The 26,398-nt window shown below is 63.5% G+C and carries 30 protein-coding genes and 1 tRNA gene; 12 read left to right on the forward strand and 19 right to left on the reverse strand.

The features are described from left to right. The first annotated feature begins 7 nt into the window (after positions 1 to 7). The 4 genes from OGL93_RS12350 (at position 8) to OGL93_RS12365 (ending at position 4,796) form a co-directional block, all read left to right on the forward strand. Positions 8 to 967, forward strand: a complete 960-nt coding sequence (locus OGL93_RS12350) for a sugar ABC transporter substrate-binding protein (RefSeq protein ID WP_263262931.1) — start codon at positions 8 to 10, stop codon at positions 965 to 967. A 54-nt stretch (positions 968 to 1,021) separates the two neighbouring features. Next, on the forward strand, positions 1,022 to 2,578 hold the full coding sequence (locus OGL93_RS12355; protein WP_263262932.1) for a sugar ABC transporter ATP-binding protein: 1,557 nt from the start codon (positions 1,022 to 1,024) through the stop codon (positions 2,576 to 2,578). Positions 2,579 to 2,646: 68 nt separating this feature from the next. Further along, complete coding sequence (locus tag OGL93_RS12360; protein WP_263262933.1) at positions 2,647 to 3,672, forward strand: ABC transporter permease; 1,026 nt, start codon at positions 2,647 to 2,649, stop codon at positions 3,670 to 3,672. 14 nt (positions 3,673 to 3,686) lie between these two features. After that, the gene (locus OGL93_RS12365; RefSeq protein WP_263262934.1) at positions 3,687 to 4,796 is read left to right on the forward strand and encodes a Gfo/Idh/MocA family oxidoreductase; all 1,110 of its coding nucleotides are present in this window, start codon (positions 3,687 to 3,689) and stop codon (positions 4,794 to 4,796) included. Between the two features lie 213 nt (positions 4,797 to 5,009). On the opposite strand, the gene OGL93_RS22245 is transcribed toward OGL93_RS12365, so the two are convergent. Further along, positions 5,010 to 6,671, reverse strand: coding sequence for a methyl-accepting chemotaxis protein (locus OGL93_RS22245; protein WP_263262935.1), 1,662 nt, complete (start codon positions 6,669 to 6,671; stop codon positions 5,010 to 5,012). A 138-nt stretch (positions 6,672 to 6,809) separates the two neighbouring features. On the opposite strand from OGL93_RS22245, the gene OGL93_RS12375 reads away from it, so the two are divergent. Next, a tRNA-Val gene (locus tag OGL93_RS12375) sits at positions 6,810 to 6,886 on the forward strand. Positions 6,887 to 6,953: 67 nt separating this feature from the next. Here OGL93_RS12375 and OGL93_RS12380 read toward each other — a convergent pair. Then, complete coding sequence (locus OGL93_RS12380; RefSeq protein WP_263262936.1) at positions 6,954 to 7,553, reverse strand: hypothetical protein; 600 nt, start codon at positions 7,551 to 7,553, stop codon at positions 6,954 to 6,956. A gap of 273 nt (positions 7,554 to 7,826) precedes the next feature. Here OGL93_RS12380 and OGL93_RS12385 point away from each other — a divergent pair, with 273 nt between their 5' ends. After that, positions 7,827 to 8,378 (forward strand): ATP-dependent Clp protease proteolytic subunit, encoded by a 552-nt coding sequence (locus tag OGL93_RS12385; RefSeq protein WP_263262937.1) that lies wholly within the window; start codon positions 7,827 to 7,829, stop codon positions 8,376 to 8,378. A gap of 6 nt (positions 8,379 to 8,384) precedes the next feature. Here the strand turns inward: OGL93_RS12385 and arfA are convergent, their stop codons facing one another. Next, positions 8,385 to 8,555 (reverse strand): alternative ribosome rescue factor ArfA, encoded by a 171-nt coding sequence (arfA, locus tag OGL93_RS12390; protein WP_263262938.1) that lies wholly within the window; start codon positions 8,553 to 8,555, stop codon positions 8,385 to 8,387. Positions 8,556 to 8,774: 219 nt separating this feature from the next. On the opposite strand from arfA, the gene OGL93_RS12395 reads away from it, so the two are divergent. Continuing rightward, on the forward strand, positions 8,775 to 10,889 hold the full coding sequence (locus tag OGL93_RS12395; protein ID WP_263262939.1) for a M10 family metallopeptidase C-terminal domain-containing protein: 2,115 nt from the start codon (positions 8,775 to 8,777) through the stop codon (positions 10,887 to 10,889). A gap of 73 nt (positions 10,890 to 10,962) precedes the next feature. Here OGL93_RS12395 and OGL93_RS12400 read toward each other — a convergent pair whose 3' ends face one another. Continuing rightward, complete coding sequence (locus OGL93_RS12400; protein ID WP_263262940.1) at positions 10,963 to 11,892, reverse strand: AraC family transcriptional regulator; 930 nt, start codon at positions 11,890 to 11,892, stop codon at positions 10,963 to 10,965. Positions 11,893 to 12,039: 147 nt separating this feature from the next. On the opposite strand from OGL93_RS12400, the gene OGL93_RS12405 reads away from it, so the two are divergent. Then, positions 12,040 to 12,408 carry a hypothetical protein gene (locus OGL93_RS12405; RefSeq protein ID WP_263262941.1) on the forward strand — a complete coding sequence of 123 codons (369 nt, stop codon included), beginning with the start codon at positions 12,040 to 12,042 and terminating at the stop codon, positions 12,406 to 12,408. Here the strand turns inward: OGL93_RS12405 and OGL93_RS12410 are convergent. The 10 genes from OGL93_RS12410 to OGL93_RS12455 form a co-directional block, all read right to left on the reverse strand. Further along, positions 12,344 to 13,189, reverse strand: a complete 846-nt coding sequence (locus tag OGL93_RS12410; protein WP_263262942.1) for a fumarylacetoacetate hydrolase family protein — start codon at positions 13,187 to 13,189, stop codon at positions 12,344 to 12,346. The genes OGL93_RS12405 and OGL93_RS12410 overlap by 65 nt on opposite strands. A gap of 25 nt (positions 13,190 to 13,214) precedes the next feature. After that, positions 13,215 to 14,069: an alpha/beta hydrolase gene (locus OGL93_RS12415; protein WP_263262943.1), complete on the reverse strand. Its 855-nt coding sequence runs from the start codon at positions 14,067 to 14,069 to the stop codon at positions 13,215 to 13,217. A gap of 12 nt (positions 14,070 to 14,081) precedes the next feature. Continuing rightward, entirely contained in the window at positions 14,082 to 15,023 is a 942-nt protein-coding gene (locus tag OGL93_RS12420; RefSeq protein ID WP_263262944.1) for an AEC family transporter, read from the reverse strand. A gap of 75 nt (positions 15,024 to 15,098) precedes the next feature. Continuing rightward, the gene (locus OGL93_RS12425; RefSeq protein WP_263262945.1) at positions 15,099 to 16,370 is read right to left on the reverse strand and encodes a cytochrome c; all 1,272 of its coding nucleotides are present in this window, start codon (positions 16,368 to 16,370) and stop codon (positions 15,099 to 15,101) included. Between the two features lie 10 nt (positions 16,371 to 16,380). After that, positions 16,381 to 18,153, reverse strand: coding sequence for a GMC family oxidoreductase (locus tag OGL93_RS12430; RefSeq protein WP_263262946.1), 1,773 nt, complete (start codon positions 18,151 to 18,153; stop codon positions 16,381 to 16,383). Beyond that, a complete protein-coding gene (locus OGL93_RS12435) occupies positions 18,150 to 18,878 on the reverse strand; it encodes a gluconate 2-dehydrogenase subunit 3 family protein (protein ID WP_263262948.1) in 729 nt (242 codons plus the stop codon). Before OGL93_RS12435 ends, OGL93_RS12430 begins: the two co-directional genes overlap by 4 nt. Positions 18,879 to 19,050: 172 nt before the next feature. Next, the gene (locus OGL93_RS12440; protein ID WP_263262949.1) at positions 19,051 to 19,518 is read right to left on the reverse strand and encodes a DoxX family protein; all 468 of its coding nucleotides are present in this window, start codon (positions 19,516 to 19,518) and stop codon (positions 19,051 to 19,053) included. 11 nt (positions 19,519 to 19,529) lie between these two features. Continuing rightward, positions 19,530 to 20,288 carry a DNA-binding domain-containing protein gene (locus OGL93_RS12445; RefSeq protein WP_263262950.1) on the reverse strand — a complete coding sequence of 253 codons (759 nt, stop codon included), beginning with the start codon at positions 20,286 to 20,288 and terminating at the stop codon, positions 19,530 to 19,532. Continuing rightward, positions 20,285 to 21,121 carry a DUF692 domain-containing protein gene (locus OGL93_RS12450; RefSeq protein WP_263262951.1) on the reverse strand — a complete coding sequence of 279 codons (837 nt, stop codon included), beginning with the start codon at positions 21,119 to 21,121 and terminating at the stop codon, positions 20,285 to 20,287. Before OGL93_RS12450 ends, OGL93_RS12445 begins: the two co-directional genes overlap by 4 nt. Before the next feature lie 15 nt (positions 21,122 to 21,136). Next, positions 21,137 to 21,418, reverse strand: coding sequence for a DUF2282 domain-containing protein (locus OGL93_RS12455; protein WP_263262952.1), 282 nt, complete (start codon positions 21,416 to 21,418; stop codon positions 21,137 to 21,139). Positions 21,419 to 21,635: 217 nt separating this feature from the next. Between OGL93_RS12455 and OGL93_RS12460 the strand changes: the two genes are divergently transcribed. The 3 genes from OGL93_RS12460 to OGL93_RS12470 are packed head-to-tail and all read left to right on the forward strand — an operon-like array spanning position 21,636 to position 23,641. Further along, the gene (locus OGL93_RS12460) at positions 21,636 to 22,220 is read left to right on the forward strand and encodes a sigma-70 family RNA polymerase sigma factor (RefSeq protein ID WP_263262953.1); all 585 of its coding nucleotides are present in this window, start codon (positions 21,636 to 21,638) and stop codon (positions 22,218 to 22,220) included. After that, on the forward strand, positions 22,217 to 22,858 hold the full coding sequence (locus tag OGL93_RS12465; protein WP_263262954.1) for a DUF1109 domain-containing protein: 642 nt from the start codon (positions 22,217 to 22,219) through the stop codon (positions 22,856 to 22,858). Before OGL93_RS12460 ends, OGL93_RS12465 begins: the two co-directional genes overlap by 4 nt. Positions 22,859 to 22,915: 57 nt before the next feature. Continuing rightward, positions 22,916 to 23,641: an NAD(P)-dependent oxidoreductase gene (locus OGL93_RS12470; RefSeq protein WP_263262955.1), complete on the forward strand. Its 726-nt coding sequence runs from the start codon at positions 22,916 to 22,918 to the stop codon at positions 23,639 to 23,641. A gap of 18 nt (positions 23,642 to 23,659) precedes the next feature. On the opposite strand, the gene OGL93_RS12475 is transcribed toward OGL93_RS12470, so the two are convergent. The 3 genes from OGL93_RS12475 to OGL93_RS12485 form a co-directional block, all read right to left on the reverse strand. Next, positions 23,660 to 24,088, reverse strand: coding sequence for an MFS transporter (locus OGL93_RS12475; RefSeq protein WP_263262956.1), 429 nt, complete (start codon positions 24,086 to 24,088; stop codon positions 23,660 to 23,662). Next, on the reverse strand, positions 24,088 to 24,249 hold the full coding sequence (locus OGL93_RS12480) for a hypothetical protein (protein WP_263262958.1): 162 nt from the start codon (positions 24,247 to 24,249) through the stop codon (positions 24,088 to 24,090). Before OGL93_RS12480 ends, OGL93_RS12475 begins: the two co-directional genes overlap by 1 nt. A 167-nt stretch (positions 24,250 to 24,416) precedes the next feature. Continuing rightward, positions 24,417 to 24,629 (reverse strand): hypothetical protein, encoded by a 213-nt coding sequence (locus OGL93_RS12485; RefSeq protein ID WP_263262959.1) that lies wholly within the window; start codon positions 24,627 to 24,629, stop codon positions 24,417 to 24,419. 323 nt (positions 24,630 to 24,952) lie between these two features. Here OGL93_RS12485 and OGL93_RS12490 point away from each other — a divergent pair, with 323 nt between their 5' ends. Next, positions 24,953 to 25,447, forward strand: coding sequence for a M48 family metallopeptidase (locus OGL93_RS12490; RefSeq protein WP_181122238.1), 495 nt, complete (start codon positions 24,953 to 24,955; stop codon positions 25,445 to 25,447). Positions 25,448 to 25,602: 155 nt separating this feature from the next. Here the strand turns inward: OGL93_RS12490 and OGL93_RS12495 are convergent, their stop codons facing one another. Beyond that, a complete protein-coding gene (locus OGL93_RS12495; protein WP_346659644.1) occupies positions 25,603 to 25,974 on the reverse strand; it encodes an SDR family oxidoreductase in 372 nt (123 codons plus the stop codon). After that, positions 25,971 to 26,378, reverse strand: coding sequence for an SDR family oxidoreductase (locus OGL93_RS12500; RefSeq protein WP_263262960.1), 408 nt, complete (start codon positions 26,376 to 26,378; stop codon positions 25,971 to 25,973). Before OGL93_RS12500 ends, OGL93_RS12495 begins: the two co-directional genes overlap by 4 nt. Positions 26,379 to 26,398 lie beyond the last annotated feature (20 nt).

Here is a 26,398-nt window from a genome sequence, read left to right on the forward strand (position 1 = left end):
CCGCTCGATGAACCACCTTTCTCGCTTCATGCCCTTCAAGCCCCGGCTCGTTCTGGCGGCCTTCTCACTGCTCGTCGCCAGTGCCGCTGCCGGCACGGCCGCCGCCGATACCCGCATCGGGGTGAGCATGTCCAGCTTCGACGACAATTACCTCACCTACGTGCGTGAATACCTGGCGAGCAAAGCCAAGGCCGACGGCGTGCAGCTGCAATTCGAAGATGCCCGCAACGATGTGAACAAGCAGCAGAGCCAGGTACAGAACTTCGTCAACCAAGGCATGGCCGCGGTGATCGTCAACCCGGTGGACACCGCCGCGACAGGCACCCTGATCAAGGAGGCGACCGAGCACGGCGTGCCGCTGGTGTTCATCAACCGCCGCCCGGATGACCCTAACCTGCCCAAGGGTGTGGTTACGGTGACCTCGGACGACAACGAAGCAGGGCGCCTGCAAGCGGAATACATCGCCAAGAAGCTCAATGGCAAAGGGCAGGTCGCCATCTTGCTGGGAGAACTTTCCAACAACTCGACCCATGCGCGCACCGCGGGCTTCAAGGAAGTGCTGGCCAAATACCCCGGCATCAAGATCGTCGACGAGCAGACCGGCCTCTGGCTGCGCGACAAGGGCATGGACCTGACCAGCAACTGGTTGACCGCCGGCAAGCAACTCGACGGCATTCTTTCCAACAACGATGAAATGGCGATTGGCGCCGCAATGGCGCTGCGCCAGGCGGGCCGCACCGATGTGCCCGTGGGCGGGGTGGATGGCACCCCGGACGGCCTGGCTTCGATCAAGAAAGGCCTGCTCACGGTGTCTGTGTTCCAGGACGCCAAGGGCCAGGCCGAAGGCTCCCTCGACGCCGCGCAAAAGCTGATCAACAAGCAGGCGGTGGAGCAGCACGTGGTGATCCCCTACCGGCTGATCACGCCCGATAACGTTGGCGAGTTCCAGGCGCTCAACAAGCCTTGATGCCCCGCAACGCCCTTCGAGCCTAGGTTTGACACCCGCGAGGAGATCCCGCGAATGCTTGCTGCCCCCTCTGCAACGGCGCCCGCCGTGAACGCTCCCTTGCCGGCGGCCGGCGAGGGGTACCTGCTGGAAGTCGTCAACGTGAGCAAGTCGTTCCCCGGCGTAAAAGCCTTGGCCAATGTTCAATTGCGTTTGCGGCCGGGCACCGTGTTGGCGCTGATGGGGGAGAACGGCGCCGGCAAGTCGACCTTGATGAAAATCATCGCCGGCCTCTACCAGCCGGATGTTGGCGAGTTGCGCCTCAATGGCGTTGCGGTGCGCTTCGATGCCCCCCTTCAGGCGCAGCAGGCGGGGATCGCGATGATTCACCAGGAACTGAACCTGATGCCTTTCATGACCATCGCCGAGAACATCTGGCTGGGGCGGGAACCGACACATGCGCTGGGCCTGGTGGATCACCGGCGGATGCGCCGGCAGACCCAGGCGTTGCTGGACCGCTTGCGCATCGACCTGGACCCCGACGACACCGTGGGTACCCTGAGCATCGCTGGCCGGCAGATGGTGGAGATCGCCAAGGCGGTGTCTTACGACAGCGGCGTGCTGATCATGGACGAGCCCACTTCGGCGATTACCGAAAAGGAAGTCGCCCATCTGTTTTCGATCATCGAAGACCTCAAGGCCCAGGGCAAAGGGATCATCTACATCACCCACAAGATGGCCGAGGTCTTTCGCATCGCCGACGAGGTGGCGGTGTTCCGGGACGGCCACTACATCGGCCTGCAACGGGCCGATAGCATGGACGGCGATGCCCTGGTGGCGATGATGGTCGGGCGCCAGCTGACGCAGATGTTCCCGGAGCGCGCCGCGCCGCGGGAACAGGTGCTGATGTCGGTGCGGGAGCTGGCCCTCAAGGGCGTGTTCAGCGGCGTGTCCTTCGATTTGCACGCCGGAGAGGTGCTAGGGATCGCCGGGCTGATGGGCGCAGGGCGCACCAACGTGGCGGAAACGCTGTTCGGTATTACCCCGGCGACCTCTGGCCACATCCTGATCGATGGCGAGCCGGTGATCATGAACGATCCCTGCCTGGCCATCCGCCACGGCATGGCGTTGTTGACCGAGGATCGCAAGGAGAGCGGGATATTTCCCTGCCTGTCGGTGGGCGAGAACATGGAGGTCGCGGTGCTGGGCAACTTTGCCAACGCGGGGTTTATCCAGAGCACTCGCCTGCACGCCCTGTGCGAGGACATGCGCAAGCAGCTGCGGGTGAAAACCCCTTCGCTGGACCAATGCATCGCCAACCTGTCCGGGGGCAACCAGCAAAAGGCCCTGCTCGCGCGCTGGCTGATGACTCACCCGCGGATTCTCATCCTCGACGAGCCCACTCGCGGCATCGACGTGGGCGCCAAGGCCGAAATCTACCGGCTGATCGCCAACCTCGCGGCTGAAGGGCTGGCGGTGGTGATGATTTCCTCGGAGTTGCCCGAGGTGCTGGGCCTGAGCGACCGCGTAATGGTGATGCACGAGGGCCGTGTCACCGGCTTTCTGGATCGACACGAAGCGACCCAGGAGCGGGTCATGCACCTGGCCTCCGGCCTGGGCGCGCTTCACTGAATCAAGCACGGCGGGGCGGCCGCGCCCGCCCGCAAACCCGGCGAAACCGCTAACCGAGGTAGCACGACATGACTGCCATTGTGGAAAACAACCCTGCCCCCACCGCTGCTCCACGCAGCCGGCGGCGCTTGCCCACGGAGTTGGGCATCCTGCTGGTGCTGGTAGGTATCGGCCTGGCCTTCGAGGCGTTCGGCTGGGTGCTGCGCGACCAAAGCTTTCTGCTCAACGGCCAGCGCCTGGTGCTGATGATCCTTCAGGTGTCGGTGATTGGCTTGCTGGCCATCGGGGTCACCCAGGTGATCATCACCACCGGCATCGACCTGTCGTCCGGGTCGGTATTGGCCCTGTCGGCGATGGTCGCGGCAAGCCTTGCGCAGACCTCGGATTTCAGCCGGGCGGTGTTCCCTTCGTTGACCGACATGCCGGTCTGGGTGCCGGTGATGGCGGGGCTTGGGGTTGGCCTGCTGGCTGGCGTGGTCAACGGCAGCCTGATCGCTGCCACTGGCATTCCGCCGTTTATCGTGACCTTGGGCATGATGGTTTCTGCCCGAGGGCTGGCTCGTTACTACACCGAAGGGCAGCCCATCAGCATGTTGTCCGACCCTTACACCGCTATCGGCAGCGGCGCCACGCCAGTGATCATTTTCCTGGTGGTAGCGGTGATCTTCCACATTGCCCTGCGCTACACCAAATACGGCAAGTACACCTATGCCATCGGCGGCAACATGCAGGCGGCACGGGTGTCGGGGATCAACGTAAAGCGCCACCTGGTCATTGTGTACAGCATTGCCGGGCTGCTCGCGGGGCTTGCCGGCATCGTCGCCTCGGCGCGGGCGGCCACCGGCCAGGCCGGCATGGGCATGTCTTATGAACTGGACGCCATCGCCGCGGCAGTGATCGGCGGCACTAGCCTGGCCGGTGGGGTAGGGCGCATCACCGGCACGGTGATCGGCGCGCTCATTCTCGGTGTGATGGCCAGTGGGTTTACCTTCCTGGGGGTCGATGCCTACATCCAGGACATCATCAAGGGCGTGATCATCGTCGCCGCCGTGGTGATCGACCAGTACCGCAATACCCGCAAGATCAAGCGCTAGGCGCAGGAGGCAGCATGCATGAGGTCGGCATTGGCTTGATCGGTACCGGGTTCATGGGGCGAGCCCATGCACTGGCGTTCCACCACGCGCGCAGCGCGTTCGAGCTACCCCTGCGCCCCAGGCTGGTCGGCCTGGCTGATGCAGACCCCACCCGGGCGGCCGTTTGCGCTCGGAACTGGGGCTTCGAACAGGCCATTGGCTGGGAACAGCTGGTGGCAGACCCGAAGGTGCAGTTGGTTGCCATCACTACCCCCAACCAGCTGCATTGCCCCATGGGTCTGGCAGCGCTGGGCCAGGGCAAGGCGGTGTATTGCGAAAAGCCCCTGGCGGTGACCCTCGAGCAAGCCACCCAGATGCGCGACGCCGCGCGGGCGGCCGGCGTCGTCACCCGGGTGGGATATAACTACCTGCAAAACCCGATGCTGCAGTTGGCCAAGACGCTGATCGACAGCGGCGAGCTGGGTGAGATCACCACGTTTCGCGGCGAATTCAGCGAAGACTTCATGGCTGACCCACAGGGCGCTTTTACCTGGCGTTGCGAACCTGGCCAAGCCGGCGGTGCCTTGGCCGACCTAGGCAGCCACGCGCTGTGCCTGGCGCGTTATCTACTCGGGCCAGTGGCGCGGGTGTGCGCCGACCTGCACACGGTGCATGCGCGCCGCCCTCACCAGGGCGGCCTGCGGGTGGTCGAGGTCGATGACCAGGCCCACGTGCTGCTGCGCTTCGCCCAAGGTGCCAGCGGCAGCCTGAGCACCAGCTGGCTCTGGCATGGGCGCAAGAATCATCTGGTGGTGGAGGTGTGCGGTACCCGGGGCAGCCTGCTGTACAACCAGGAGCGGCTGAACGAGCTCAAGCTCTATCAGGCCGGGGCCGCGCCGGGCCTGGAGGGCTTCCGTACCCTGATGGCTGGGCCTCAGCTGCCGGGCTATGCCGCCTTCTGCCCGGCGGCGGGGCACCAGCTCGGTTACAACGAGCTAAAAACCCTCGAAGTGCGGGCCCTGCTCGAAGCCATGGCCGGCAACGGCAGCCATACCGGCGTGGACTTTCAGGAGGCTTGGGAAGTCGAGCGCCTGGCCCATGCCGCCCGTGCCTCCGCCGCCGAAGGGCGTTGGGTGGAGCTGTAAGCCCGTTGGAGCTGGGGACGCCTGCGAATCGGTGGTGTTCCAATGTTCGCGGGCTTCGCATGCTCCTATAGGTCGGCGGCGAAACCCAGGGGGAGGCCGGGCCAATGGTCGTTGCCAGGCTCCGCATCGAGATGAATGGTGGAAGCAGGCGGAGCTTGGACCTAGGCTCCCCCGCTCGCGGGCTTCGCACGCTCTACAGGCGGCGCGTGTCGATCACAATGCAAAGCGCCCCATCATCTGCTTCAACTCAGCCGCCAGCCGGCCAAGGGCTTCACTGGCGCTGCGGGTGCCGGTGGCGCCGGTGGCGGTTTGCAGCGAGAGGTCGCGGATCTTCAGCAATTTGCCGTCCACGTCCCGCGACACCTGCGCCTGTTGTTCGGCGGCGCTGGCGATCACCTGGTTACGGCTGTCGATGCCCATCACGGCCTCGCAGATGTTGCCCAAGGTGTCCCGCGCCGTCAGTGCCCGCGCCCGCGTGCGGCCCGCCTGGGCGGCGCTTTCGGCCAGGGCCTGCACGGCCAGCTCGGTGCCTTCGCGGATCTCGCCCATCATCTGTTCGATCTCCCGGGTGGACGCGCCGGTGCGGTGGGCCAGGCCACGAACCTCATCGGCGACCACGGCAAAGCCCCGGCCGACCTCGCCGGCCCGGGCGGCTTCGATGGCGGCGTTGAGGGCCAACAGGTTGGTCTGCTCGGCGACGTTGCGGATCACATCCAGCACCTTGTGGATGTGCTGGGTCTGGCTGGCCAGTTTGCGCGCCTGGGCCGCGGCGCTTTCGACCTGGCCGGCCAGTACGTCGATGTCGCCCATGGCCGCGTCCAGTTGAGCCTGGCCGGCGGAGGCGGCGCTGGCCGAGCTGCGCGAGGCATCCGAGGTGCTCAGGGCATTGGCGGCGACCGCCTCAACGGCTGTGCTCATCTGGTTGACCGCGGTGGCAGCCTGTTCGATTTCGCTGTACTGCAGGCTCAGGTCCTGGGCGCTGCCCTGCATCACCGCGCCCATGTCCCGCGCGGCGCCGTTGAGCCGATCCACACTGTCACCCAGCTGGCTGAGCAGCCCGTGCAGCTGGTCGCGCATGTGCCCAAGCATCATCAATAGCTGGGCGCTCTCATCATTGCCTTCGCCATGGACCGCATCACGCAGGTCGCCCTGGGCGATCGCCCGTGCCACCTGCACGGCCTGGCGCAGCGGTGCGGTGATGCTCAGGGTCATCCGCCAGGCCAGCACCAGCATAAGCAGCAGCGCTACCACGGTAACGGCCGGCACCACCAGCGCGGTCCGCTGCGCGGCAGCGGCGGCCTGCTGCACGGCGTCAGCGCTGGCTTGCTTGTTGAGCTCGCGCAGCAGCTGCACCTGCATGTCCATCAGCCCACCCTGCAGGCCGAGCGCGTCGGTGGCTTTTTGCATGCCTTCGGCAACGTGTTGCTGCTCGATCAGCGAGGCCGCCTCCTTGAGCGCCGCCAGAAAAGGCGCATAAGCACTGCGCAGTAACTCCACCGCCTCACGCTCGGTGCCCGGTTGCAGGCTGCCCAGGTAACTGCTGAAGGCTGAGTCCAGGCTATTGGCCAATTGTTCGAGGGCAATGCGCCGGTTGACCCTCTCGCCCGGATCGTTGGCTGAACTGAGCAGCAAGGCTGCCTCGGTGCGCAGCTTGGCCAGGTCCAGCGCAATGGCGTCGGCCTGGGCGATGCTGGAAAGCGGCCCCTGTTCGATCACCTCCGCCTGATGGCGAACCGCGTGAATCTCGCTCAAGCAGAACAACCCCAGGCCACTGAGCAGTAACGCGCACACGGCGAAGCCGCCGAACAGCCGCAGGCCGATGCGGAACCTGCGTAAAAAAGGGCGGGAAGGGGAACGGCGGAAGAATCTGAACACGAAGGCGGCCTGTGCGGGATAAAGACAGGGCGTTGTAACAAGCCAAGATGATGGCTTTATGACAGTGATGTGTCTCGGGCAGCACTGGCGATAACCGTTGACAGCTGCTCGAATATCCGTAGAATGCCGCGCCACAGCAGGCACATAGCTCAGTTGGTTAGAGCACCACCTTGACATGGTGGGGGTCGTTGGTTCGAGTCCAATTGTGCCTACCAGCTTAAAGCCCCGGTTTCCGGGCACTAGAAGGGCGATCCGAAAGGGTCGCCCTTTTTGTTTTCAGCGTTACGGGGCGCCGGCCGTTATCCGCTGGACCATCGCCTCATGCCCGGCGCGATCGCTTTCGCGGGAGATCACCTGTACCACCGCCATTTGCTGCCCGGCGCCGGTGATGAAGTAGGTGCTCAGGGTTTTGCCGCCGCCCATGGTAGCGGTGGCATCGATCTGCTGCGCCTCGAGCCCGCCGAGGCTAACTCGCTTCTCGAGGGTTTTATGGAAGTCTGGCAGCGCCTGGGCCTGTTGCGTGAGAAAGCCTGCGCTGGCGCCTGCTAGGAACGCATCATCGTTCTCGCCAGCATCGGTACCGTTGTGCAGAGGGATTTGAGTGGCCACAACGATGCGCTTCTGCGCTTCGTTCATGTACAGCGTGCCCTGCGCGCCAGCGGTGCCCGTGCTGGCATCGCCCGGCGGCAGCGCCGTGCCTTGGTAACCTTCAGGCAGCTTGAACCGCAGCTTGCCGGCGAGCAGCGAAACGCCGATGTCCTTGCTGGCCTGGGGCTGTTGGTGGGCGTGCTTGGCGCTGGGCGCCGCCGCTACAGCAATGGACGTGAACGTGCACAACGCAACAAGGCAGAGCGGCCAGGCAAGCGAGCGAGGCAATGGCATTGCTGAAAATCTCCAAGCAGGGGGAACAGTGGTTTGGCGAATTCTCCTACAAACTTGCCGGGGCCTTCTCGCTTTTCTTCCGAACAGGGCTGCTGTCTCACCTGTTGCGAGCCAGTATCTATCGCACAAGCTTATCGACCGTTCGTCCCCTGAAGGCAACCACCCTGAACTGCGCGGCGGGGGGCCGGTTCCACATTTAGGTAGGGCAGCGCCTATGCTTTACCCGTAACAACCTTACGTGGCTTTACATTGCCGCATGGAGAGCAGTCATCCATGACTACACATATCGTGCACTTCACCTCCTCGATCAATTCCACCTCCACCGGCGAGCTGATCGAAAAGTGCTCGCTGGCGGTTCAAAAGGGCGCTTCGGAGATCGTGATCAAGATCGCTACCATGGGCGGCGAATGCAGCTATGGGTTTTCGCTGTACAACTTCCTGATCGCCCTGCCGATCCCGGTGCATACGCATAACCTGGGCACGGTGGAGTCCATGGGCAACATCATCTTTCTCGCTGGCGAGCGGCGCACCGCCTGCAAGCACAGCAAGTTCCTGTTCCACCCCTTCCACTGGAACCTGCACGGCTCGGTCGACCATGCGCGGATGTCCGAGTACGCCATGAGCCTGGACTACGACCTGGAGCTTTATTCGCGCATCGTCGATGAGCGCACCTATGGGGCCGACGTGCCCCTGGACGTGTCCACCTGCCTGATCGCGGCGCCGCGCATCCTCAACGCTGAAGAAGCCATGGCGGCGTCGGTCATTCATGCCGTCGACGAGCTGCCGATGCCGGCCGATGCGGTGTGCTACAGCGTGCACGGCTAGTTCGCCTCAAGCGACGTTCAACTTTTCCAACCCCGGAAACGACGACGGCTCCCATTTGTGGGAGCCGTCTCGGCGGTAACTGCCTTTGCCTTTGGCTGGCCGCTCTTGCCGTGAGCGGAACAGGGGCTGGGCGACAATGCGCTTGGCCTTGTTGGGCCGTTTGTTTCCGGTTGCCATGCTGGGTCCTCCTGGCGGGCACCTTCTTCGGGGAATGCGGCGGCAGTATCGGCCGGCCCCGACTGGCCTGCAACCCGCTTGCGCGCGAAAGCGCACCGCTCGTCGCCAAAGCCAGGTAACGCTGCCAATACAATCAGCCCGTAAGTTGTCCATCAGGATGCAAAGCCCAGCCCTCTACTACAGTGAGCTGGCCTCCCAGCCTCCCTAAAGGATTAACCCATGGCAACGACCGACAACAATGTCACCTCCACCCATACCGTTAGAACCGGCGCCGGCACTGTAATGGTCGACCTCACCGGTGGCGACGAAACGGCTAGCAGCGTGACGCTCCAGGCCGATGGCAAGATCCTCGTGGGCGGCTACAGCAGCCATATCTTCAACGGCTACCCCGGGTCGGAGGGGGAAACCTACGCGACTCGCGATGACCATGCAGTGGTCCGCCTCAACGCCGATGGCACCCTGGACACCAGCTTCGCCCAGAGCGGCATCGCCATCGTGCCGGCGGAGATAGACACCGACTCGGATTACGTCATGGCCGTGCAGGCCGACGGCAAGGTGCTTTCAGCCCACATATCCGGTGGCGTGACAGTCGAGCGCTTCAACCTCGACGGCACCCGGGACACCAGCTTCGGTGGCACCGGTACCATCACCCTGCCTGTCAGCGCTCGCCTGGAAGCCGTTGCCATTACCGTCAATGCAGACGGCACCCTGTACCTCACTGGCAGCGCCGTAGGGCAAACCCAGGTGGCCAAGGTCAACGCCAATGGCACCCTGGTCAATGGCTTTGGCGACCATGGCGTGATCACGCTGCACCCCAGTAGCGACTACGAAAACGGCAACGTCTCAACCAATGTGCAGCCGGACGGCAGCATCCTCCTGGGCAGCTGGCTCTATGTAGGCGGCTACACCGACCCGGCCAGTGGCATCCATGTGCAAGGGGACCCGGTCTACAGCCTGCAGCGGTTGACCGCCGACGGCGCCTTGGATACCCGCTTTGGCGACAACGGTGTGCTCCACTTCGACGCGGCCCTGGACCTGGGTTACCGTTCCGCGGTCACCGTGCAGGCCGACGGCAAGATCATCGTGGCGGGCGAGGGCGGCGACTACGATGCGTTCACCGTGCTGCGGCTCAACGCTGATGGCTCTATGGATACCAGCTTTGGTACTGACGGCAAAGTGACCATCCCCGTCGCCGTCGGGTTGGGTAGCTCCAACGACGCGCTGGCGGTCACGGTGCAGCCGGACGGCCACATCCTTGTGGCTGGCCAAGGCGTGCTCAACAACAATTCGGACTTCGGCATCATCCGCTTGAACGCCGATGGCAGCCTGGATACCACCTTCGGCAGCCAGGATGGCAAGCTGCATCTGGATGGCTCCAGCGGCCAAGACCGCCTGCTGGGCGTGGACTCTGCCGAGATCCTCCATGGCCTGGCCGGTGACGACGTGCTGCAAGGCAACGGCGGCCGCGACGTGCTGCTCGGTGGCGCCGGCGCAGACATCTTCCGCTTCGCGCAGTCAAGCGACAGCTACCGCACCGCCACCGAAAGCCATAGCGACCGCATTCTCGATTTCGACGCCAGCCAGGATCGGATCGACCTCACCGCCCTGGGCTTTACCGGTATTGGCGACGGCCACCATGGCACCCTGGCGGTGCAGGCCAACGCCGACGGCACCCGCACCTACCTCAAGAGTTTCGATGCCGACGCCTCCGGGCACCGGTTCGAACTGACCCTGGACGGCGACCTGGTGGGGCAGTTGAACAGCACCAACCTGGTGTTCACCGCGCCTACGGTCGAAGGCACCGCGGGCAGGGACGTGATCAACGGCAGCGCAATGTCGGAGATCATCCGTGGCTTGGCTGGCAATGATCGGATCAACGGCGGCGCCGGCAACGATGTGCTGATCGGTGGTGCGGGCGCCGACCAACTGAACGGTGGCGATGACCAGAATGTGGTGATCTATGCCCGTTCGCCCGATAACAACGATGTGTTCCTCTACACCTCCGCTGAAGACAGCTACCGCACCGCCACCCAGAGCTTTACCGACCTGATCGTCAACTTCGCGCGGGGCAGCGACAAGATCGATGTGTCGGCGCTGGGCTACACCGGCTTTGGCGACGGTACGGGCACTACGCTCAAGCTGACCTACAACAGCGAACTGAACCGCACCTACCTTCAGGACGTGGAAGCGGACGCCCAGGGGCATAAGTTCCAGATCGCCCTTACGGGGGACTGGGAATACGACCTGCACAACCGGGACATGGTCTTCGCCCAGCCGGCGGAGGTCAGCCTGGTTGGCGTTACGGACCCGGCGCACGACCAGCACCTGGCTTGAGGTCTGGCGCCGTTGGCTGAGTGAAGCCTAGGCGGGTGTTTGCAGGGCGAGGGCAACCTGGCCCTGCATGGCTTTACGCTGGGCGTTGGTCAGTGGAATAACCCCTCAACAGTGCGCTCTGCTCCATGGGCTCGAAGTGGGCCGCCAGCCCAGTGGAATCATCGGGCCTGCGCCTGTCGTCCTTGAACTGGCCTGGGGTCGCGCCCATCACGGTTTTATACACCCTGGTAAGGTGGGGCTGGTCGGCAAAACCCGCGGCAGTTGCCGCCTCGGCCAGCGCCAGGCCGCTTTTCAAGAGCTTATGGGCTTGCCGCACTCGCGCCTGCAACTGGTACGCGTGAGGGGTGATGCCCCACGCCTGGCGAAACGCACGCAGCACCCGGAACGGCGGTATGCCCGCGATGATCGCCAGGTCATCGAGCGTCACCTTGTCGCCCAGGTTTTCATCCAGGTACGCCCGGGCGCGGGCCACCGCTGCCGATTCGCTATAACCCGACAGCGGCAATTCCAGCCGGCGGCCATGGTGCGTCAGCAACCGCACGATCAGGGCGACAATGCGCGACTGCCGCTCCAGGGAAGAGCAGGGCACCTCTGATAGGCGGTGAAGGGCGAGCAGTGCGTTGGTGAGCACGGGGTCTTCTATCACCGGGCTGGTAAACACCGGCAACCCCGAGCCAAAGCTTTCCTGCGCCACGCTGCGAAACACGCTGGGGTGTATATGCAGGGTGCGGCACAGCCAGCCGTCCGCGCCGGGCCGGCCGCAATGGAGTTCGTCGGCGTTCACCAGTACGAAACTGCCGCGCTTGGCGATCCCTTCGCAGGTGCGCGTTTGAAGGTGAACTCCACCGGCCAGCACGATCCCCAGGCTCAACTCCTCATGGGAATGCCAGGGGTAGCGATGGTCGAAATAGGCGCCCTTCAACAGCTCGGCATCGTAAAGGTCTTTCATCGTCCAGACGCGCACGCGGCTCTTGCCGCCTTCGCTTTCGAAATCATCAGCCATGGTGCGTTCCCGTTGCGCGGCCAAGCCAGTAGGCTTGCTTCCCAGCCCGCCGGGCCGCCGAATGCAGCCGTGCAGGATTATTCAAGACCCCGCCCTTGCCGGCAGGTTAGCGTCGCGTACGAAAGCATAGACGAGACGACTACGCCAATGACCCACTTCCAGGCACAGCCCCCACACTTCCTGCGCATCGAGCCCTTCAGCCACCTTTCGCTTGCCGGGGCGGCGCACACCTCTCAGGCGCTGATCCACCAGTTGTATGAGCGCCTCACCAGCGTCGCCTGTAACCTTGAGGCCGCGGTCCGCTGGCTCGAGCGGGACGTGCCGGATATCGCCCAGGCGAGGGCCGCGTTGAGCGATACCCTGGCGGCGGCCAGGGATCTGGTGGCGGTCAGCGCCGCGCTGTCGGTCCAGTGTGCAGCCCCTTCAAGCACGCCGCCTGCGTCGGTCAGCCCTATTTCGGCCAGGCGTGAACGCGTTGTCGCTGAGCCCCCAAGCCCTCTATACCAAGTTCAATAACATCGCCATCCTTCAAAAAAACCGGGGGTTTGTGCCCAAGCCCAACCCCGGCCGGGGTGCCGGTGGCGATAAGGTCGCCGGGTTCTAGCTCGAAGAAGTTGGACACATACGCCACGATCTGCCGAACATTGAATATCAGGTTGGCGGTGTTGCTGTTCTGATAGCGCCGCCCATTCACCGATAGCCAGATAGGCTTGTTGCCGATGTCGCCTGCTTCATCCGAGGTCACTATCCACGGGCCGACAGGCGCGAAGCCGGGGAAACTCTTGCCTTTGGTCCATTGCCCGCCGCGCTCCATCTGATAGGCGCGCTCAGAAAGATCATTGACCACGCAATAACCGGCAATGTGATCCGCCGCCTGTTGCTCGGTGATATACAGCCCCCCGGTGCCGATGACGATGCCCAGCTCGGCCTCCCAATCCGATTTCTCCGAGCCGCGCGGTAGCGTCACGGGGTCAAAGGCGCCGGTGGGCACGCAGCCCTTGATGAAGAGCGTGGGCTCGGCGGGAGGGTCCAGGCCAACTTCGCGCGCGTGGTCTACGTAGTTCAGGCCCACACAGATGATTCTTCTGAAATCGGCCAGGGGTGGGCCGATACGAGTGTCCCCGCTAAGGGCTGGAAGCTGCGCCGGGTCAAGCGCGCTTAACGCCGCCAGCCGCACCGGGCTAAGTTCGAGCGCGGTGAGGTCCTCCATGCTGCCGGACAGATCCCGGAGCACGCCGCGTTCATCCACAAGGGCAGGGCGCTCATTGCCTGCCTCGCCTACGCGCAATAGTTTCATGGTCTTGCCTCGCTTGTCGGCTGGCTCAGCCGCGCCAGGTTTGCAGGAACTTGAGCAGCAGCTCATTGACCACTTCGGGCTGCTCTTCCTGGGGCAGGTGGCCGCTGTTCTCGATGGGGTGCGCTTCGAGGTTTTCCGCCATCTCCGCCCAGACCTTAGCCATGTCGAACAGCTTGCCCACCGCGTGGAAGTCCGCGCCCCATAACGCCATGACCGGGCAGGCGATCTTCACCTGCGCGTCCTCCTGGTCCTGGGCAACGTCCACCGCGTTGGCGCGATAATCCGCCATGGCGCCGCGTACCGCGCCGGGCGCCTTGTAGGTGCGCACGTAGGTGTCGAAGGCCTCGCCGGTGATGGTCGTCGGGTCGTAGCACCAGTCCGAGAAGAAATACCGCAACCACACTTCTTCCTTGCCGGCGATCAGGGCCTCGGGCAGGTCGGGCACCAGGTGGAACAGGAAGAACCAGTAGGCCTTGGCCACGGCAGCGTCGAGGTCGCGAGAAACGATCCGCGTGGGCACGTTATCCATGACCACCAGGCGGTCGACGAGGTGCGGATGGTCCTTGGCGAAACGGGTCGCGACCCGGGCGCCACGGTCATGGCCGACCAGCGCCACCTTTTTGATGTTCAGCGCATCGAGCAGCCCGCGAATGTCATTGGCCATGTTGCGCTTGTCGTAGCCGGCTGCGGGTTTGTCCGTCTCGCCATAGCCGCGCAGGTCTGGCGCTATCACCCGATAGTGCTTGGCAAGCACGGGAATCTGGTACCGCCACGCGTAGTTGGTTTCCGGAAAGCCATGCAGCAACACCACGGGCGGGCCGTCACCTTCTTCTACAACGAACTGGCGAATACCGTTGGCTGTTACGGTGTACTTTTTCATCCTGCGCCTCGCTTAGGATAAGTGCCGAGTGAATACCGAAACCAAGAGCGCGATGGTGCCCATGGAAACGACGGTGCTGACCAATACGCTACCGGCCGTGATACTGGCGTCACGGCTGTACAGGTTCGCCAGCATGTATGGGCCAGTACCGGTCGGGAGCGCGGCTACGACCACCGCAATGGCGGTTGATTCGTGGTTGAGATCAAACATGTAAGTGGCCGCGATCCAGGTCAGCAGCGGTTGGGCGACCAGCTTGAGGGCAACGATGCTCGACAACCGCGGCCATTGAATCTCGAATTTCGTTTCCGCGATGAACGCCCCCAGCGACACCAGTGCGCAGGGGCTTGCGGCATTGGCCAGCAGCGTCAGAAAACGATTTGGCCCCATGGGCAGTGGCGGCGCGAAGGCCGCATAAAGCACCCCGAGCAAGGGCGCCAGCAGCATGGGGTTCTTGAGCAGCGAATAGCCCACCTTACCGACGGTGGAAAGCAGTTTGCCTTCTGGCTGCAGAGCGATCTCGACCATCAGCACGGCAATGCCGAACAGGATGCTCACGGTGATGATGGCGCAGATCGTCACCAGGGGCAGGCTGGCGGGTCCAAATGCCGCCAGGCATAGCGGAAAGCCGATGAAGCCTACGTTGGCATAGCCACTGTTGAGGCCATCGAGGCTGGCATCGGCCAAGTGGGATGATTGAAACCGCCGCAGCCAGGCGGTGCAGCCGAACACCACCGCGCTGCCGAAGGCGAACGCCGCGGCGAAACCCGGCTGGTGCAGATCCGCCCATTTGGCCGTGGCCATCACCTGGAACAGCAGCGCCGGCATGCCCAGATAGACCACGAAGCGGTTCAGCTCGAACGCCGCTGCGTCGCCGAGCAGCCCGTATGTTCGCGTGAGCCAGCCGGCGCCCACCAATGCGAATACAGGCAGCACAACATTGAACAAGACTTCCATCGGGGGCTCCGTTGGGATGAAGCGTATCGATCAGCACTGTGACGGGGATGGAAAGGCCCGGATAGACGCCTTGTGCTACTGCCCCGCGCTGGAGAGGTCGTGCCGAACGTGCGCTACGTCCTTTGCGCTGACCGCGCTGCCAGTGTTCCCCCAGGCGCTGCGAATGAAGCTTGCAACCGCCGCGACCTCAGGGTCAGACAGGCGCCAGGCAAACGCCGGCATCGTATAGGCCGTGGGCGCGGCATCGGTTGCCGTGCCGGTAGCGCCCGCCAACACGATCCGGATCACCGAGTCAGGCTGAGGGTCGTTGAGTACGGTATTGGCGGACAGCCCCGGGAATGTCTTCTCATAGCCCTTGCCATCGCTTCGGTGGCAGGCCATGCAGTTATCGGCGTATATCCGTGCCCCGTCACTTTCAACCCGCAGGGCGTGCAGGTCCGCCGTTGTGGTGCTCGCCTGGGCGTCGGCGCCCGAGTGAAGCGGGGCCTCATCGGGGCTGAGGGATTTGAGGTATTGCGCAATAGCGTGCAGGTCTTCGTCGCTCAGGTATTGCAGGCTGTTTTCAATCACGTCTTTCATCCCTCCGAACGCGGCGCTCTGGTTGTTCTTCCCGGTTCTAAGAAACTCCACCAGGTCGGCTTCGCTCCATTTTCCCAAGCCCGTCATGGCGCTGCCGCGCAGGTCCTTGGCGATCCAGCCGTCGATAGGGGCACCGCCTGAGAGGTAGGCCTTGCTGCGGTCGTCGGCCAGGGTCTTTTCCTCGAGCGTGAGCGCCCGGGGCGTATGGCACGAACCGCAATGGCCGAGCCCCTCCACCAGGTAGGCACCGCGGGCCGCTCGTTCGGTCGCCGGTGGCGCCTCGACCACGGCCGGCTTGGGCGCGAACATCCAGCTCCACCAGCCCAGCGGCCAGCGTATCGACAGTGGCCAGGGGATGTCTGGCGACCGGTTGGCGTGCGCCACCGGCGTCACGCCCGTCATGAAGTACCCGTACAGATCACGCATATCCGCCTCACTGACCTGGGCATACGAAGGGAAGGGCATGGCGGGGTAGAGGGATGAGCCGTCCTTGCGTACCCCACGCCGGACCGCGTTGTCGAAATCCTCGAACGAGTACTGGCCCAGCCCTGTTTGCGGGTCTGGCGTGATGTTGGTCGAGTACAGGATCCCCAACGGCGTTTTCAGGCCAAGCCCGCCCGCATAGGGCTGGCCGCCGGGTGCGGTATGGCATGCGATGCAATCGCCCGCGCGTGCCAGGTATTCACCGTGCCCGCTGACCTGCGCGGCGGCTGCGTCGACTGCGCCAAGCGCTAGCATTGAACTCATCGCCAAGAGATAGGGTTTCATCCGAACGCCCTCACGCCTGGACCAACGGGCCGGGGTTTTTCAGGTAGTGCTTGATGATGTGGTCGACGGACCAATACGTGAGCGCCGCGACCAGGCCGGTGGGGTTGTAGCCGATGTTTTGCGGGAATACACAGGCGCCCATTACAAAGAGGTTATGCACGTCCCAACTTTGCAAGTACCGGTTCACAACACTATCGGCCGGGGAACTGCCCATGATCGCGCCCCCGGTGGTATGGGTACTTTGATAGGCCCGGGTATCGAAGTGCGAGCCGGGCTGACGCAGTATCACCTCCGTGGTATTGCCAATGGCCTTGCCTATTTTCTCGGCGCCTTCGATGGCGTGCTTGATCATCCTGAATTCATTGTCGTGCCAGTCGAAAGTCATCCTCAATAACGGCAAGCCAAACGCGTCTTTATAGGTAGGGTCCAGGCTCAGGTATACGTCCCGGTAGGCCATCACGGAGCCTTGGGCATACACCGGCAGCAGCCGCTGGTAGGCGTCCGCCAGGCTTTGCTTCCAGCCGGCGCCCCACGTAGGCGCCTTGCCGAAGGTTCGGGTTTGCTGTATCGGCCGGCCGCCGGGCCGCAGGTGATAAACGCTGGCGCCGCCCACGAAGCCATAAGGGCCGTGGTCGAAGTTATCGCCGTTGAAGTCATCCACCGCAGTACCCGCAGCGCCGGCCCCTATATAAGGGTTCAAGTTCGTGCCCTTGGGCAGGAGCACGTTGACGCTGCTGTTCATGTGGTAGGCGTAATTTTTACCCACTACGCCTTTACCCGTCAGTGGGTCATAGGGCGCGCCTATGTTCGACAGCAATAGCAGGCGCACGTTGTGCATCTGGAAGGCGCACAGGATAACCATGGTCGCGGGTTGGAAGACTTCCCGCCCTTGAGGGTCGATATAGGTAACGCCAGTCGCCTGGCTGCCGGAACTGTCCGTATTGACCTGGGTAACGTAGCAGCTGGTGTTGAGGGTGAAGTTCGGCTGTTTTCGAAGAGCCGGCAAGATGGAGGTTTGCGGCGATGCCTTTGAATACATGTAACAGCCATAGCCTTCGCAGAACCCGCAGAAGTTACAGGGGCCCAGCCGCACGCCGTACTGGTTGGTATAGGGCTGCGAGGCGTTGGCCGCCGGTACCGGGAACGGATTGAGCCCCACTTGCGCGGCGGCTGCGGCAAACAAGGTCGCGCCGTACACAGATTTGAGCGGCGGCGTGGGGTATTCGCTGCTGCGCGAGGCCTCCCATTTGTTTCCGCCGGCAACCACCTGGCCGTTGAGCACGCCGGCTTTGCCGGACACCGCGGCCACATCTTCCCACTTGGCAAAGTACGGCTCGAGTTCGTCGTAGGAAACGGGGTAGTCCTGGATGGTCATGTCTGCGGGAATGAAGCTCTTCCCGTAGCGCTCTTCGTAATGGGACCTTAAGCGAAAGTCGGCCGAGAACGCCCGCCAGGACATCCCGTTCCAGTGAAAACCCGCGCCCCCCACGCCGGTGCCTAGCAAGAACGCTCCGTGCTGGCGGTAGGGGACCGCGGTCCCTGTTGGTGAGTGGCGGATGGTGACCGTTTCCTTGGCCAGCGCCTGGAAGAGTTTGCCGCGCACGCTGTAGGCCAGTTCATCGATGACCTTGGGGTAGGTGGCCGTCTGCGCCGTGTCTTGCGCAGGGCCTCGTTCGAGCGCCAGCACATTCAGGCCGGCCTTGCTCAGTTCCATGGCCATGATGGCGCCGGTCCAGCCGAAGCCGACGATGACCACGTCCTGTGCGCCTTTCGGGCTGCTCATCGGCCTTCACCTCGCTGCCCGCCAATGGCCACTGGCCCCAATGGGTAGGGCGTGTTCGGGTGGTCGATCCAGTCCATGAAATCCGCCTGGGCACCTGGGAAGCCGAGCATCTTCCAACCGGCCATGCCTACATTGCCGCCGTACTGGGGGTCGGCGAAAAACCCTTCCTTCGTATTGGTTAACAGCTGGGCGAAGAACAGCGCCCCACCCACGCCGTCCATGGGCACGCTGTTTTCATCCAAGCGCTTGAGCACCACGACCTGCAGCGACGGGTCCAGCTGGGGGTAGCGCTTGCCGTAGGTTTTCAGGCACCAGTCATCACAGCCCTTTATTCCCAAGCGGTAGATGTCCCGGGGGGTGAAGCGCTGTTGATAGCCCAGCTCCGGGCCAAGGTCCGGCAAGAATGGCCCGTGCATGTACCAGAGCGCGCCCTCGGCGTAGGGCGTTTCCATTTGCCGGTCGATGAACTCCGGAACGCCCAGGTCCGCAGCGCTGGGGCCCAGGTCGTCCTCGGGTATCAATTGCGCGGTGGCGGCCTGCACGAATGCCCACTCGGCGTCGGTAAAGAACCTTGGCGCATAGGCACTGCCGTCGGCGGCGCCTGGGTTGTCCGACGCCGCACCTTTCGCCGGCGGGGCTAATACATGATGAGCGGCCACGGTCACGGTAGGCACCAGAACCAGCCCCGCCTTGAGAAAGTGCCGCCTGGAGTGAACGTTGGTCATCGCTGTACCTGAGTGATCGCCGAGTGTTTAGGCGTGGCGCCCACAGCCGGGGCGCGCCGCTAGCCGTTTGCGTAAGCAGGCTGAGGCGACGATAAGGTTCGGGTTCAGCAGGGGCTTGTATGGACGTGCTGGGTTTTGCAAGCAAATCAGGCGGGTGATGTGGGGGGTGGTGTCAGCGCAGCCGCAAGGCCCGGTCCAGCGACCAAGCACCGCCGCCGCGGGCGATCAGCAACAGCAGTAGCCCGGCCCAGGTGAGGTGGGTTGGCCAGGCGTCCGGGTACACGAAGACCTCGATCACCGTGGTCATGGCCAGCAATGCCAGAGCCGACAGGCGGGTGCACAGGCCCAGCACCAGCAGTATGGGGAACAGGTGTTCGGCATAGGTGGCCAGGTGCGCGGCCAGATGGGGCGGCACCAGCGGCAGGGCGTATTCGCTTTGGAACAGTTCATAGGTGCTGGGGGTGATGGTCAGCAACCCCTCCACCTTGGTGCGCCCCGAGAGGAAGAACACCGACGCGATGCCCACGCGCGCCATCAAGCAGAGCAAGGGGTCGCCGATCAGCCGCTGCAGCCGTTCGGCCAGGCGGTTCCAATGTGGGCGCAGGCCGCGCTCGGCGGTGTTGGAGTGGGTCGTGGCCATAGTGGGGGGCCTCAGTGTGGCAGGGCAAGAGGGGCAAAAACCCTGGCCGCCAGCAGGCGGCCGAGCAGAACGTTGAAATCCAGGTCCGCCTGGGCCGCCAGAGCCAGGGCCGAGGCGCTGGCAAGGTCGTGGCCGGCAGCGCAGGCATCGAGGAATACGCAGGCCCCTGGCTCCAGCTGCTGCCAGGCGACCCCTTCGGTACCGCCTACCAGCAGCACACCTTCACCCTGCCAGGGCAGCGAGTCCGGCAACACCAGGGCTTCGCGGTTGTAGCGCCACAGGCTGTAGATCGGCTGCCCGGCGAACCAGCGCCAGCGCACGTTGCCGCGTGGCCGCAGGCCACAGCGGGCAAGGTCGGCGGCGGTCATGCCGGCCAGCTCGGCCAGTGCCAGGCTGGGCTCGTCGAATGCGGCGAAGGCCTCCAGCCAGAGGTAATCCAGGCGCGCCACCTCGGCCAGGTAGGGCATCTGGCGGGCGGGTTCGAAGGTTTCCAGGAAATCCGCAAATGCTGCGCCATAGTAAATCAGCCGGCCGTCAGCCGGCGGCGTGTGATCGGCATGCACCCTGGCGGCGGCTGCCAGCCATTCGCAGCCGACCAGCCGCTCGACGGTGGGAAAGTTCGCGCAAAGAGCATCGACACAGCCTTTCAGAATAGTATTGCGATACACCTGGAACCCAGGCTGCGCGGTGAGTGCCGCCAGTTGGGGCGCTTCGTGCCGATAGAGCGCCTTGATGAAGGCCTGCTGAAACTTGCCAAGGCTCAGCGTCATGTGGGCGCCCTCGCCAGGTCGAGCACGGCCTGGGCGGTTTCACGCTCGGCCAGCAGCACGTCGAAGGTGGGAATGCGATCGTCGCGCTCGATCAGCGTAGGGCGCGGGCCGATACGCTGGATCAGCCGGCGATACAAGGCCCACACCGGGTCGGCGACGTTGGCGTCGTGGGAGTCGATGAGCAGGTCGCCAGCGTCGTCTTGGCTGTGCCCGGCGAGGTGGACTTCAAGCACTGCAGCGGCCGGAAAACGATCGATGTAACTGGCCGCGTTGAACCCCAGGTTATGTGCGCTGACGTGCACGTTATTGACGTCGAGCAGCAAACCACAGCCAGTGCGGCCGGCCAGCTCAGCGAGGAAGTCGATTTCATCCCAGTCATGGTCATCAAGGCGCAGGTAGTGGCTGGGGTTCTCAATGGCGATGCGTTGGCCGAGGGCGTCCTGGGTGCGCTGGATATTACCCGCGATCCGCGCCAGGGCCTCGTGGCTGCGAGGGAAAGGCAGCAGGTCGGGGTGGTAGTGATCACCCCAGCTAGACCACGCCAAGTGTTCGGACACCAGCACCGGCTGCACGCGTTCGATCAAGCCGCGCAGCCGTTGCAGGTGAGCCTGGTCGGGCTCGGCATCGGCCGCCAGGGATAACGAAACCCCGTGCAACGATAGTGGGTGGTTCGCCGCTACCCGTTCCAGCCAGGCGAGGCGGGGCCCGCCGACCATGTAGTTCTCCGGATGAACCTCGAACCACAGGCCATTGGCGCCGCAGCGCTCAGCGTCGGCATAGTGCTGCGCCTTGAGGCTAAGCCCCGCGCCCGAGAGTGTTCTGGAGGTATGCATGGTCGGCGCCTTCGATCAGGACTTCATCGGGCTGAGCGAACCCATGCCGTGGGGCGTTTTGATCGAGGTGCAGGTGCCGGCCGGCACGTTCTTCCAGTGCATGCCGTCGTAGTCCATCTTGGCACTACCGGCGCAGGTGGTGCCGGCCCCGGCCTTGCAATCGTTCTTGCCCGCCATGGCAACGCCATAGCATTTCTCCATGGCGGCGCCGCTGCTGGTGTTCATGTCGTCGGCCATGGCGGCGCCGGCCAGTGAGGCCAGGGCGATAGCGGCGGTAGCGATAGCGAGAGTTTTCATGGGTGCGATCTCCAGAGGGATAAGGGGTAGCCGTTCGTGAATCAGCAGCGGCTCATCGACCAATTCGCCGACTACAACGATCCGGTTACACCTGAGTACAAATTTTTTGAGATTTATTTCGTAGCGCCTTATGGTGTGCAGCCTTCCTGGGGCAATGGCGGCCCTCGCTGCCACTGCGCGGCGTGGAAAATGATTCTCCGTGTAACCAAGGCGGCCCATGCAACGAACTACCAGCCAGGAGCAGTTGAACGCACGTGAAGAGCAGCTGCGAGCGCTGCTGCTGCGCGGCATGGCGGGCGACGCGGGCGCTTATCGCCAATTCCTTGCCAGCCTGGGCGCGCACCTTCGCGGCTACCTGCGCCGACGCCTGGCACAGCGGCCCGCCGAGGTCGAAGATCTGTTGCAGGAAGTGCTGCTGGCGGTACATAACGCCCGCCACACCTACCACGACGATCAGCCGCTGACGGCCTGGGTCCAAGCTATTGCGCGCTACAAGCTGGCCGATCATTTTCGGGCGTTCGCCCGCCGTGAAGCGCTGCATCAGCCCCTGGACCACGATGAAGATACCGAGCTGTTCGCCTTCAGCGACGATGAGCCGGCCCAGGCCAGCCGTGATCTGGGGCTGTTATTGCAACGGCTGCCGGACCGTCAGCGCTTGCCCATCATGCATGTGAAGCTCGAAGGCCGCTCGGTCGAGGACACCGCGCGCCTCACCGGGCTGTCCAGTTCGGCGGTGAAAGTGGGCATCCACCGTGGGCTCAAAGCCTTGGCGGGCATGATTGGAGGTAAAGCAAAACCATGAACACCGATGAGTTGATCTCCCTGCTGGCCGCTGGCGACACCGCGGTAGATCGGCTGGCGCTGCGTCGGCGCTTTACGATCGCGCTGGTTGCCGGCGGGCTGGGTGCTGTGCTGCTGATGGCCACGCTATACGGCGTGCGCGCCGACATCGCAGTGGTGGGGCGCACGCCGCTGTTCTGGGCCAAGGTGGCGCTGCCCGGTAGCCTCGCACTGCTGGGGTTATGGCTCGCCAGCCGCCTGGCACGGCCGGGCATGCGCGGCGGCGCGGTGTGGCTGGCGCTGGCCGTGCCGCTGCTGCTGGTATGGCTGGGTGGCGCCTTGGCGCTGGCCAATGCGCCGCCGGATGCGCGGCTTGGGTTGGTACTCGGCCACACCTGGCACACCTGTGCCCTGAACATCACGTTGCTGTCCGTGCCTACCTTCGCCGGTGTGTTCTGGGCCCTGCGCGGCCTCGCCCCAACCCACCTGCGCCAGGCCGGTGCCGCGGGCGGCTTGCTCGCCGGCGCCACCGCTACCGTTGCCTATTGCCTGCATTGCCCGGAAATGGACATGCCGTTCTGGGGCGTGTGGTACCTGCTGGGCATGCTGGTGCCTACGGTGACAGGGGCAGCATTGGGGCCGCGGTTGTTGCGTTGGTGAGGGCATGAGCGCCTACGCCGGCTAGACTCAAGCGTTTCTTCTATGAGGCCTACGGATATGGCAGCGGGAAAAGTCTTGGTAACGGGCGCCGCCGGCCGGATCGGCACCGCGTTCTGGCAGGCCTATGCGGCCACGATGGACCTGCGCCTGGCGGATGTGAACACTCGAAACCTACCGGCATCGGCAGACAGCGTTGCGCTGGATATCACCCAGCCGGAGGCCTGCCTAGCGGCCTGCGAAGGTATCCATACGGTTATTCACCTGGCGGCCGACCCCAATCCCGATGCGGATTTCATGACCTCACTGCTGCCGGTCAATATCGTGGGCACCTATAACATGCTGCGGGCCGCGAAGGCGCAAGGCTGCAAGCGGTTCATTCTGGCCAGTAGCGCGCAAGCGATCGAGGGTTACCCAATCGATGTTCAAGTGCATGAGCACATGCCCCCCAGGCCTGGAAATTTCTATGGGGTGAGCAAGGCCTGCGGGGAAGCGCTCGCCTCGCTGCATGCCAACGATGGCAGCATGGTCACTGTTGCGGTGCGTATCGCCAATGTTGCCCGGTTCAGCCCCGGGGAACGACATAGCCCTCGGGACGTAGCGGCATTTATCAGCGAGCGGGATGTGACGGCGTTGCTTGGCCGATGCGTGGAAGCCGAATTGACCGGCTTCACGGTTGTGCATGGGGTGTCTGATAACCGTTACAAACGCCTTTCGATCGAGCAGACCAAGCAAGCGGTGGGCTATGCACCGCTTGATGATGCCTTCCAGATCCTGGAGCGTTAAGCGGCAGCCGCTAGGCCATCACACGACCTTGGCGCTGGCCTGGGCTTTGGGCTGCACACGCAGCGGCGCGGTTTCGCGCAGGAACAGCGCCACCACCAACCCCACTGCCACACCTGCCAGCGCCAGGTACAAGGTGTTCTCGATACCGTGGTGCTGGGCGATAAAGCCCGCGAGCGCCGGTGCCACGCCGCCACCAAACACTTCACCGATGCCGATCACCAGGCCGGTGGCAGTGGAGGTCAGAGCGGCAGGTACCGATTCGGCCGTGAGCGGGCCGACCGTCATGCAGATCATGCTGAAGTTGAAAAAGGTAGTGGCGAACAGCAGCGTGAACAGCACCATTGGTTGAGCGCCGGTGCGGCTTAACAGCCAGATGGACATCCCCGTGGCGATGAATGACAGCACCACCACGGGCTTGCGCCCGATGCGGTCCGACAATGCCGGCATCAGCAGCTGGCCGAGAAAGCCACCAGGCCAATGGCCGACATCACGAAGCCCATCTGCTGCACCTCCAGGTGCAGATAATCGGTGAGGTAGTTGGGCATCATCACGCTGAGCACGAACAGGCTGGTGAGCATGCAGAACATGCCGATGATGTTCAGTGGCACATTGCGGTAGCGCAGCGCCGCCAGTGCGCGAAACCATGGTGGCGCCGTCCATTTATGTAGTACGCCGCGCTGGCGTGTTGCTGACCCCGGCCGCGCAGTGTTTTGAGGATTTGCTGTGCAAGGCGGCGCGGGATGTGGGGAGGTAGGTCGCTGGCAGGAACGGTGACTCAATAGAAACTCAACAGCATGGTTGCCTGCGACAGCTCAGGCAGGCGCTCAAATCCGATCCTGGTAAAGAAGTCTTCGAGGCGCTCATTCAGCGGATGAGCCACCAAGCCGGTAGACGCCACCATCCGCGACGCTTCGATGGAGCGCTCGATGGCATCTTGCGCCAAGCCGCAGGCCGCGCCCTTGCCTTGCAGGATGCGGGTGACGCCCACCCGGCCCAAAAGGGTAATGGGTGGCTGATAAGGCGAGTTACGTTGCAGTTTTTTGGGCGTCAGCCCCAGCGAGCTACGGACTGCTGATGAGTGTGTAGTACCCCGTCCATGCGCAGGTTGCCCTGGCTTGCTCCAGGTCCGATGCCGCGGCCTGAAGCGATTGATACCTCATAAACACAAAGCCTCGGCCTTTCGACCAGGCCACATGCTTCACAGTAGCCCGTGGCCTTGGCCAGTGCCGGGCTTTTCCCCAAGCGCTTCGACTGGGGCGGCGTGAACGGTTGAGATACACTGGCCGCCGCCTTTTTCAATGTGTTGCCGCCATGCCCCCGCTCAAGTATCTGCAAGCCTACCCCGCCGACCTGCAAGCTCGGGTGCGCCAGATGATCGAGCAGCAACGCCTGGGCGATTACCTGCAGCAGCGTTATCCGGAGCGGCACGCTATACAAAGCGACAAGGCGCTGTATGGCTATGTACTGGACATCAAGCAGGAGCACCTGCGCAACGCGCCCAGCCCCGACAAGGTGCTGTTCGATAACCGGCTCGACCTGACCCATCGCGCGCTCGGGTTGAACACGGCGATCTCCCGGGTGCAAGGCGGCAAGCTCAAGGCTAAGAAAGAAATTCGTATCGCCTCCTTGTTCAAGGAAGCCGCACCACAGTTTCTGAAAATGATCGTGGTGCATGAACTGGCGCACTTGAAGGAATCCGACCACAACAAGGCTTTCTACAAGCTCTGCGAATATATGCAGCCCGGTTATCACCAATTAGAGTTCGACCTTCGGGTTTACCTTACCTGGCGTGACCTTGCCACCTGATTGGAAGTGGCAGAGCGCGCAGCCGCCTTGACCCCGAGGCGACTTCAGGCGGAGCGCTGACGGCTTTTAAAGTGTTCAACTTATTCACGCCAGCCGATACCGAGGAAAAACTAACGCAGTGTCCGGGATCAGTTGACCACTACGCCTAACTCCTTTTATAGGGAGGGGTGCAGGCCTCCGTCCATGTCGATCACCGCGCCGGTTACATAACTTGCTCTGGAACTGGCTAGGAAGAGGGCGACGTCGGCGATTTCCTCTGGTTTGGCCAGCCGTCCAATAGGCAGTGCCGTCTCCTTGGCTTCAAGTACTTTCTGAACGGTCGATCCGCTAACCTCGGCCTCGAAGGCCAACGTCTGTTCCGTCCGAGAGGTAAGGATCAGTCCGGGATTAATGGCGTTGATGCGGACACCGCTGCCTGCATGGGCATTGGCCAAGCCGGCATTGAGAAACAGCAATGCAGCGTTGGCCAGCCCGCCAGCCAGGTGATTAGCCATGACATGGCGACCGCCGATGCCGATGATATTCACATGGCTTTGTCCTGCCGCGGGAATATGGCACGTTGGCGTGCAAACGAGCGTAGTGCTTGGTGCTGCATGTTGAGATAGGGGGTGAACTTGGCTTGCAAGGCTTCAAGAAAGTGGGCCGGCACCATGGTGTTGAGAGGGTACTTCTTCGCCGCTCCTGCGCAATTGAGCAGGATATCTAGCGGCCCGATCTCACGCTTAAGAATGGCCATGGCTCGTTCGCAACCTTCGGCCGAGGCCAGGTCCTGTGTGTGCACAGTCACTGAATAGCCACATTGGTCGAGCTTGACCTGGGCGGCCCTAAGGTTTGCGGGATCTCGGGAGATTATCGCCACCCGTGCGCCCTCTGCCGCGAAGGCCTTAGCACAGGCCAGCCCAATGCCTTTGCTACCACCAGTGATAATCACGCGTTGCCATCCAGATGCCG

Origin of the sequence: Pseudomonas sp. RIT-PI-S (genome assembly GCF_025642975.1) — a bacterium.
GTDB lineage: Bacteria > Pseudomonadota > Gammaproteobacteria > Pseudomonadales > Pseudomonadaceae > Aquipseudomonas.

Coding starts and splice junctions, on each gene's coding strand:
- OGL93_RS12350 (WP_263262931.1), top strand. CDS start 8: ATGAACCACCTTTCTCGCTTCATGCCCTTCAAGCCCCGGCTCGTTCTG.
- OGL93_RS12355 (WP_263262932.1), top strand. CDS start 1,022: ATGCTTGCTGCCCCCTCTGCAACGGCGCCCGCCGTGAACGCTCCCTTG.
- OGL93_RS12360 (WP_263262933.1), top strand. CDS start 2,647: ATGACTGCCATTGTGGAAAACAACCCTGCCCCCACCGCTGCTCCACGC.
- OGL93_RS12365 (WP_263262934.1), top strand. CDS start 3,687: ATGCATGAGGTCGGCATTGGCTTGATCGGTACCGGGTTCATGGGGCGA.
- OGL93_RS12380 (WP_263262936.1), bottom strand. CDS start 7,553: ATGCCATTGCCTCGCTCGCTTGCCTGGCCGCTCTGCCTTGTTGCGTTG.
- OGL93_RS12385 (WP_263262937.1), top strand. CDS start 7,827: ATGACTACACATATCGTGCACTTCACCTCCTCGATCAATTCCACCTCC.
- arfA (WP_263262938.1), bottom strand. CDS start 8,555: ATGGCAACCGGAAACAAACGGCCCAACAAGGCCAAGCGCATTGTCGCC.
- OGL93_RS12395 (WP_263262939.1), top strand. CDS start 8,775: ATGGCAACGACCGACAACAATGTCACCTCCACCCATACCGTTAGAACC.
- OGL93_RS12400 (WP_263262940.1), bottom strand. CDS start 11,892: ATGGCTGATGATTTCGAAAGCGAAGGCGGCAAGAGCCGCGTGCGCGTC.
- OGL93_RS12405 (WP_263262941.1), top strand. CDS start 12,040: ATGACCCACTTCCAGGCACAGCCCCCACACTTCCTGCGCATCGAGCCC.
- OGL93_RS12410 (WP_263262942.1), bottom strand. CDS start 13,189: ATGAAACTATTGCGCGTAGGCGAGGCAGGCAATGAGCGCCCTGCCCTT.
- OGL93_RS12415 (WP_263262943.1), bottom strand. CDS start 14,069: ATGAAAAAGTACACCGTAACAGCCAACGGTATTCGCCAGTTCGTTGTA.
- OGL93_RS12420 (WP_263262944.1), bottom strand. CDS start 15,023: ATGGAAGTCTTGTTCAATGTTGTGCTGCCTGTATTCGCATTGGTGGGC.
- OGL93_RS12425 (WP_263262945.1), bottom strand. CDS start 16,370: ATGAAACCCTATCTCTTGGCGATGAGTTCAATGCTAGCGCTTGGCGCA.
- OGL93_RS12430 (WP_263262946.1), bottom strand. CDS start 18,153: ATGAGCAGCCCGAAAGGCGCACAGGACGTGGTCATCGTCGGCTTCGGC.
- OGL93_RS12435 (WP_263262948.1), bottom strand. CDS start 18,878: ATGACCAACGTTCACTCCAGGCGGCACTTTCTCAAGGCGGGGCTGGTT.
- OGL93_RS12440 (WP_263262949.1), bottom strand. CDS start 19,518: ATGGCCACGACCCACTCCAACACCGCCGAGCGCGGCCTGCGCCCACAT.
- OGL93_RS12445 (WP_263262950.1), bottom strand. CDS start 20,288: ATGACGCTGAGCCTTGGCAAGTTTCAGCAGGCCTTCATCAAGGCGCTC.
- OGL93_RS12450 (WP_263262951.1), bottom strand. CDS start 21,121: ATGCATACCTCCAGAACACTCTCGGGCGCGGGGCTTAGCCTCAAGGCG.
- OGL93_RS12455 (WP_263262952.1), bottom strand. CDS start 21,418: ATGAAAACTCTCGCTATCGCTACCGCCGCTATCGCCCTGGCCTCACTG.
- OGL93_RS12460 (WP_263262953.1), top strand. CDS start 21,636: ATGCAACGAACTACCAGCCAGGAGCAGTTGAACGCACGTGAAGAGCAG.
- OGL93_RS12465 (WP_263262954.1), top strand. CDS start 22,217: ATGAACACCGATGAGTTGATCTCCCTGCTGGCCGCTGGCGACACCGCG.
- OGL93_RS12470 (WP_263262955.1), top strand. CDS start 22,916: ATGGCAGCGGGAAAAGTCTTGGTAACGGGCGCCGCCGGCCGGATCGGC.
- OGL93_RS12475 (WP_263262956.1), bottom strand. CDS start 24,088: ATGCCGGCATTGTCGGACCGCATCGGGCGCAAGCCCGTGGTGGTGCTG.
- OGL93_RS12490 (WP_181122238.1), top strand. CDS start 24,953: ATGCCCCCGCTCAAGTATCTGCAAGCCTACCCCGCCGACCTGCAAGCT.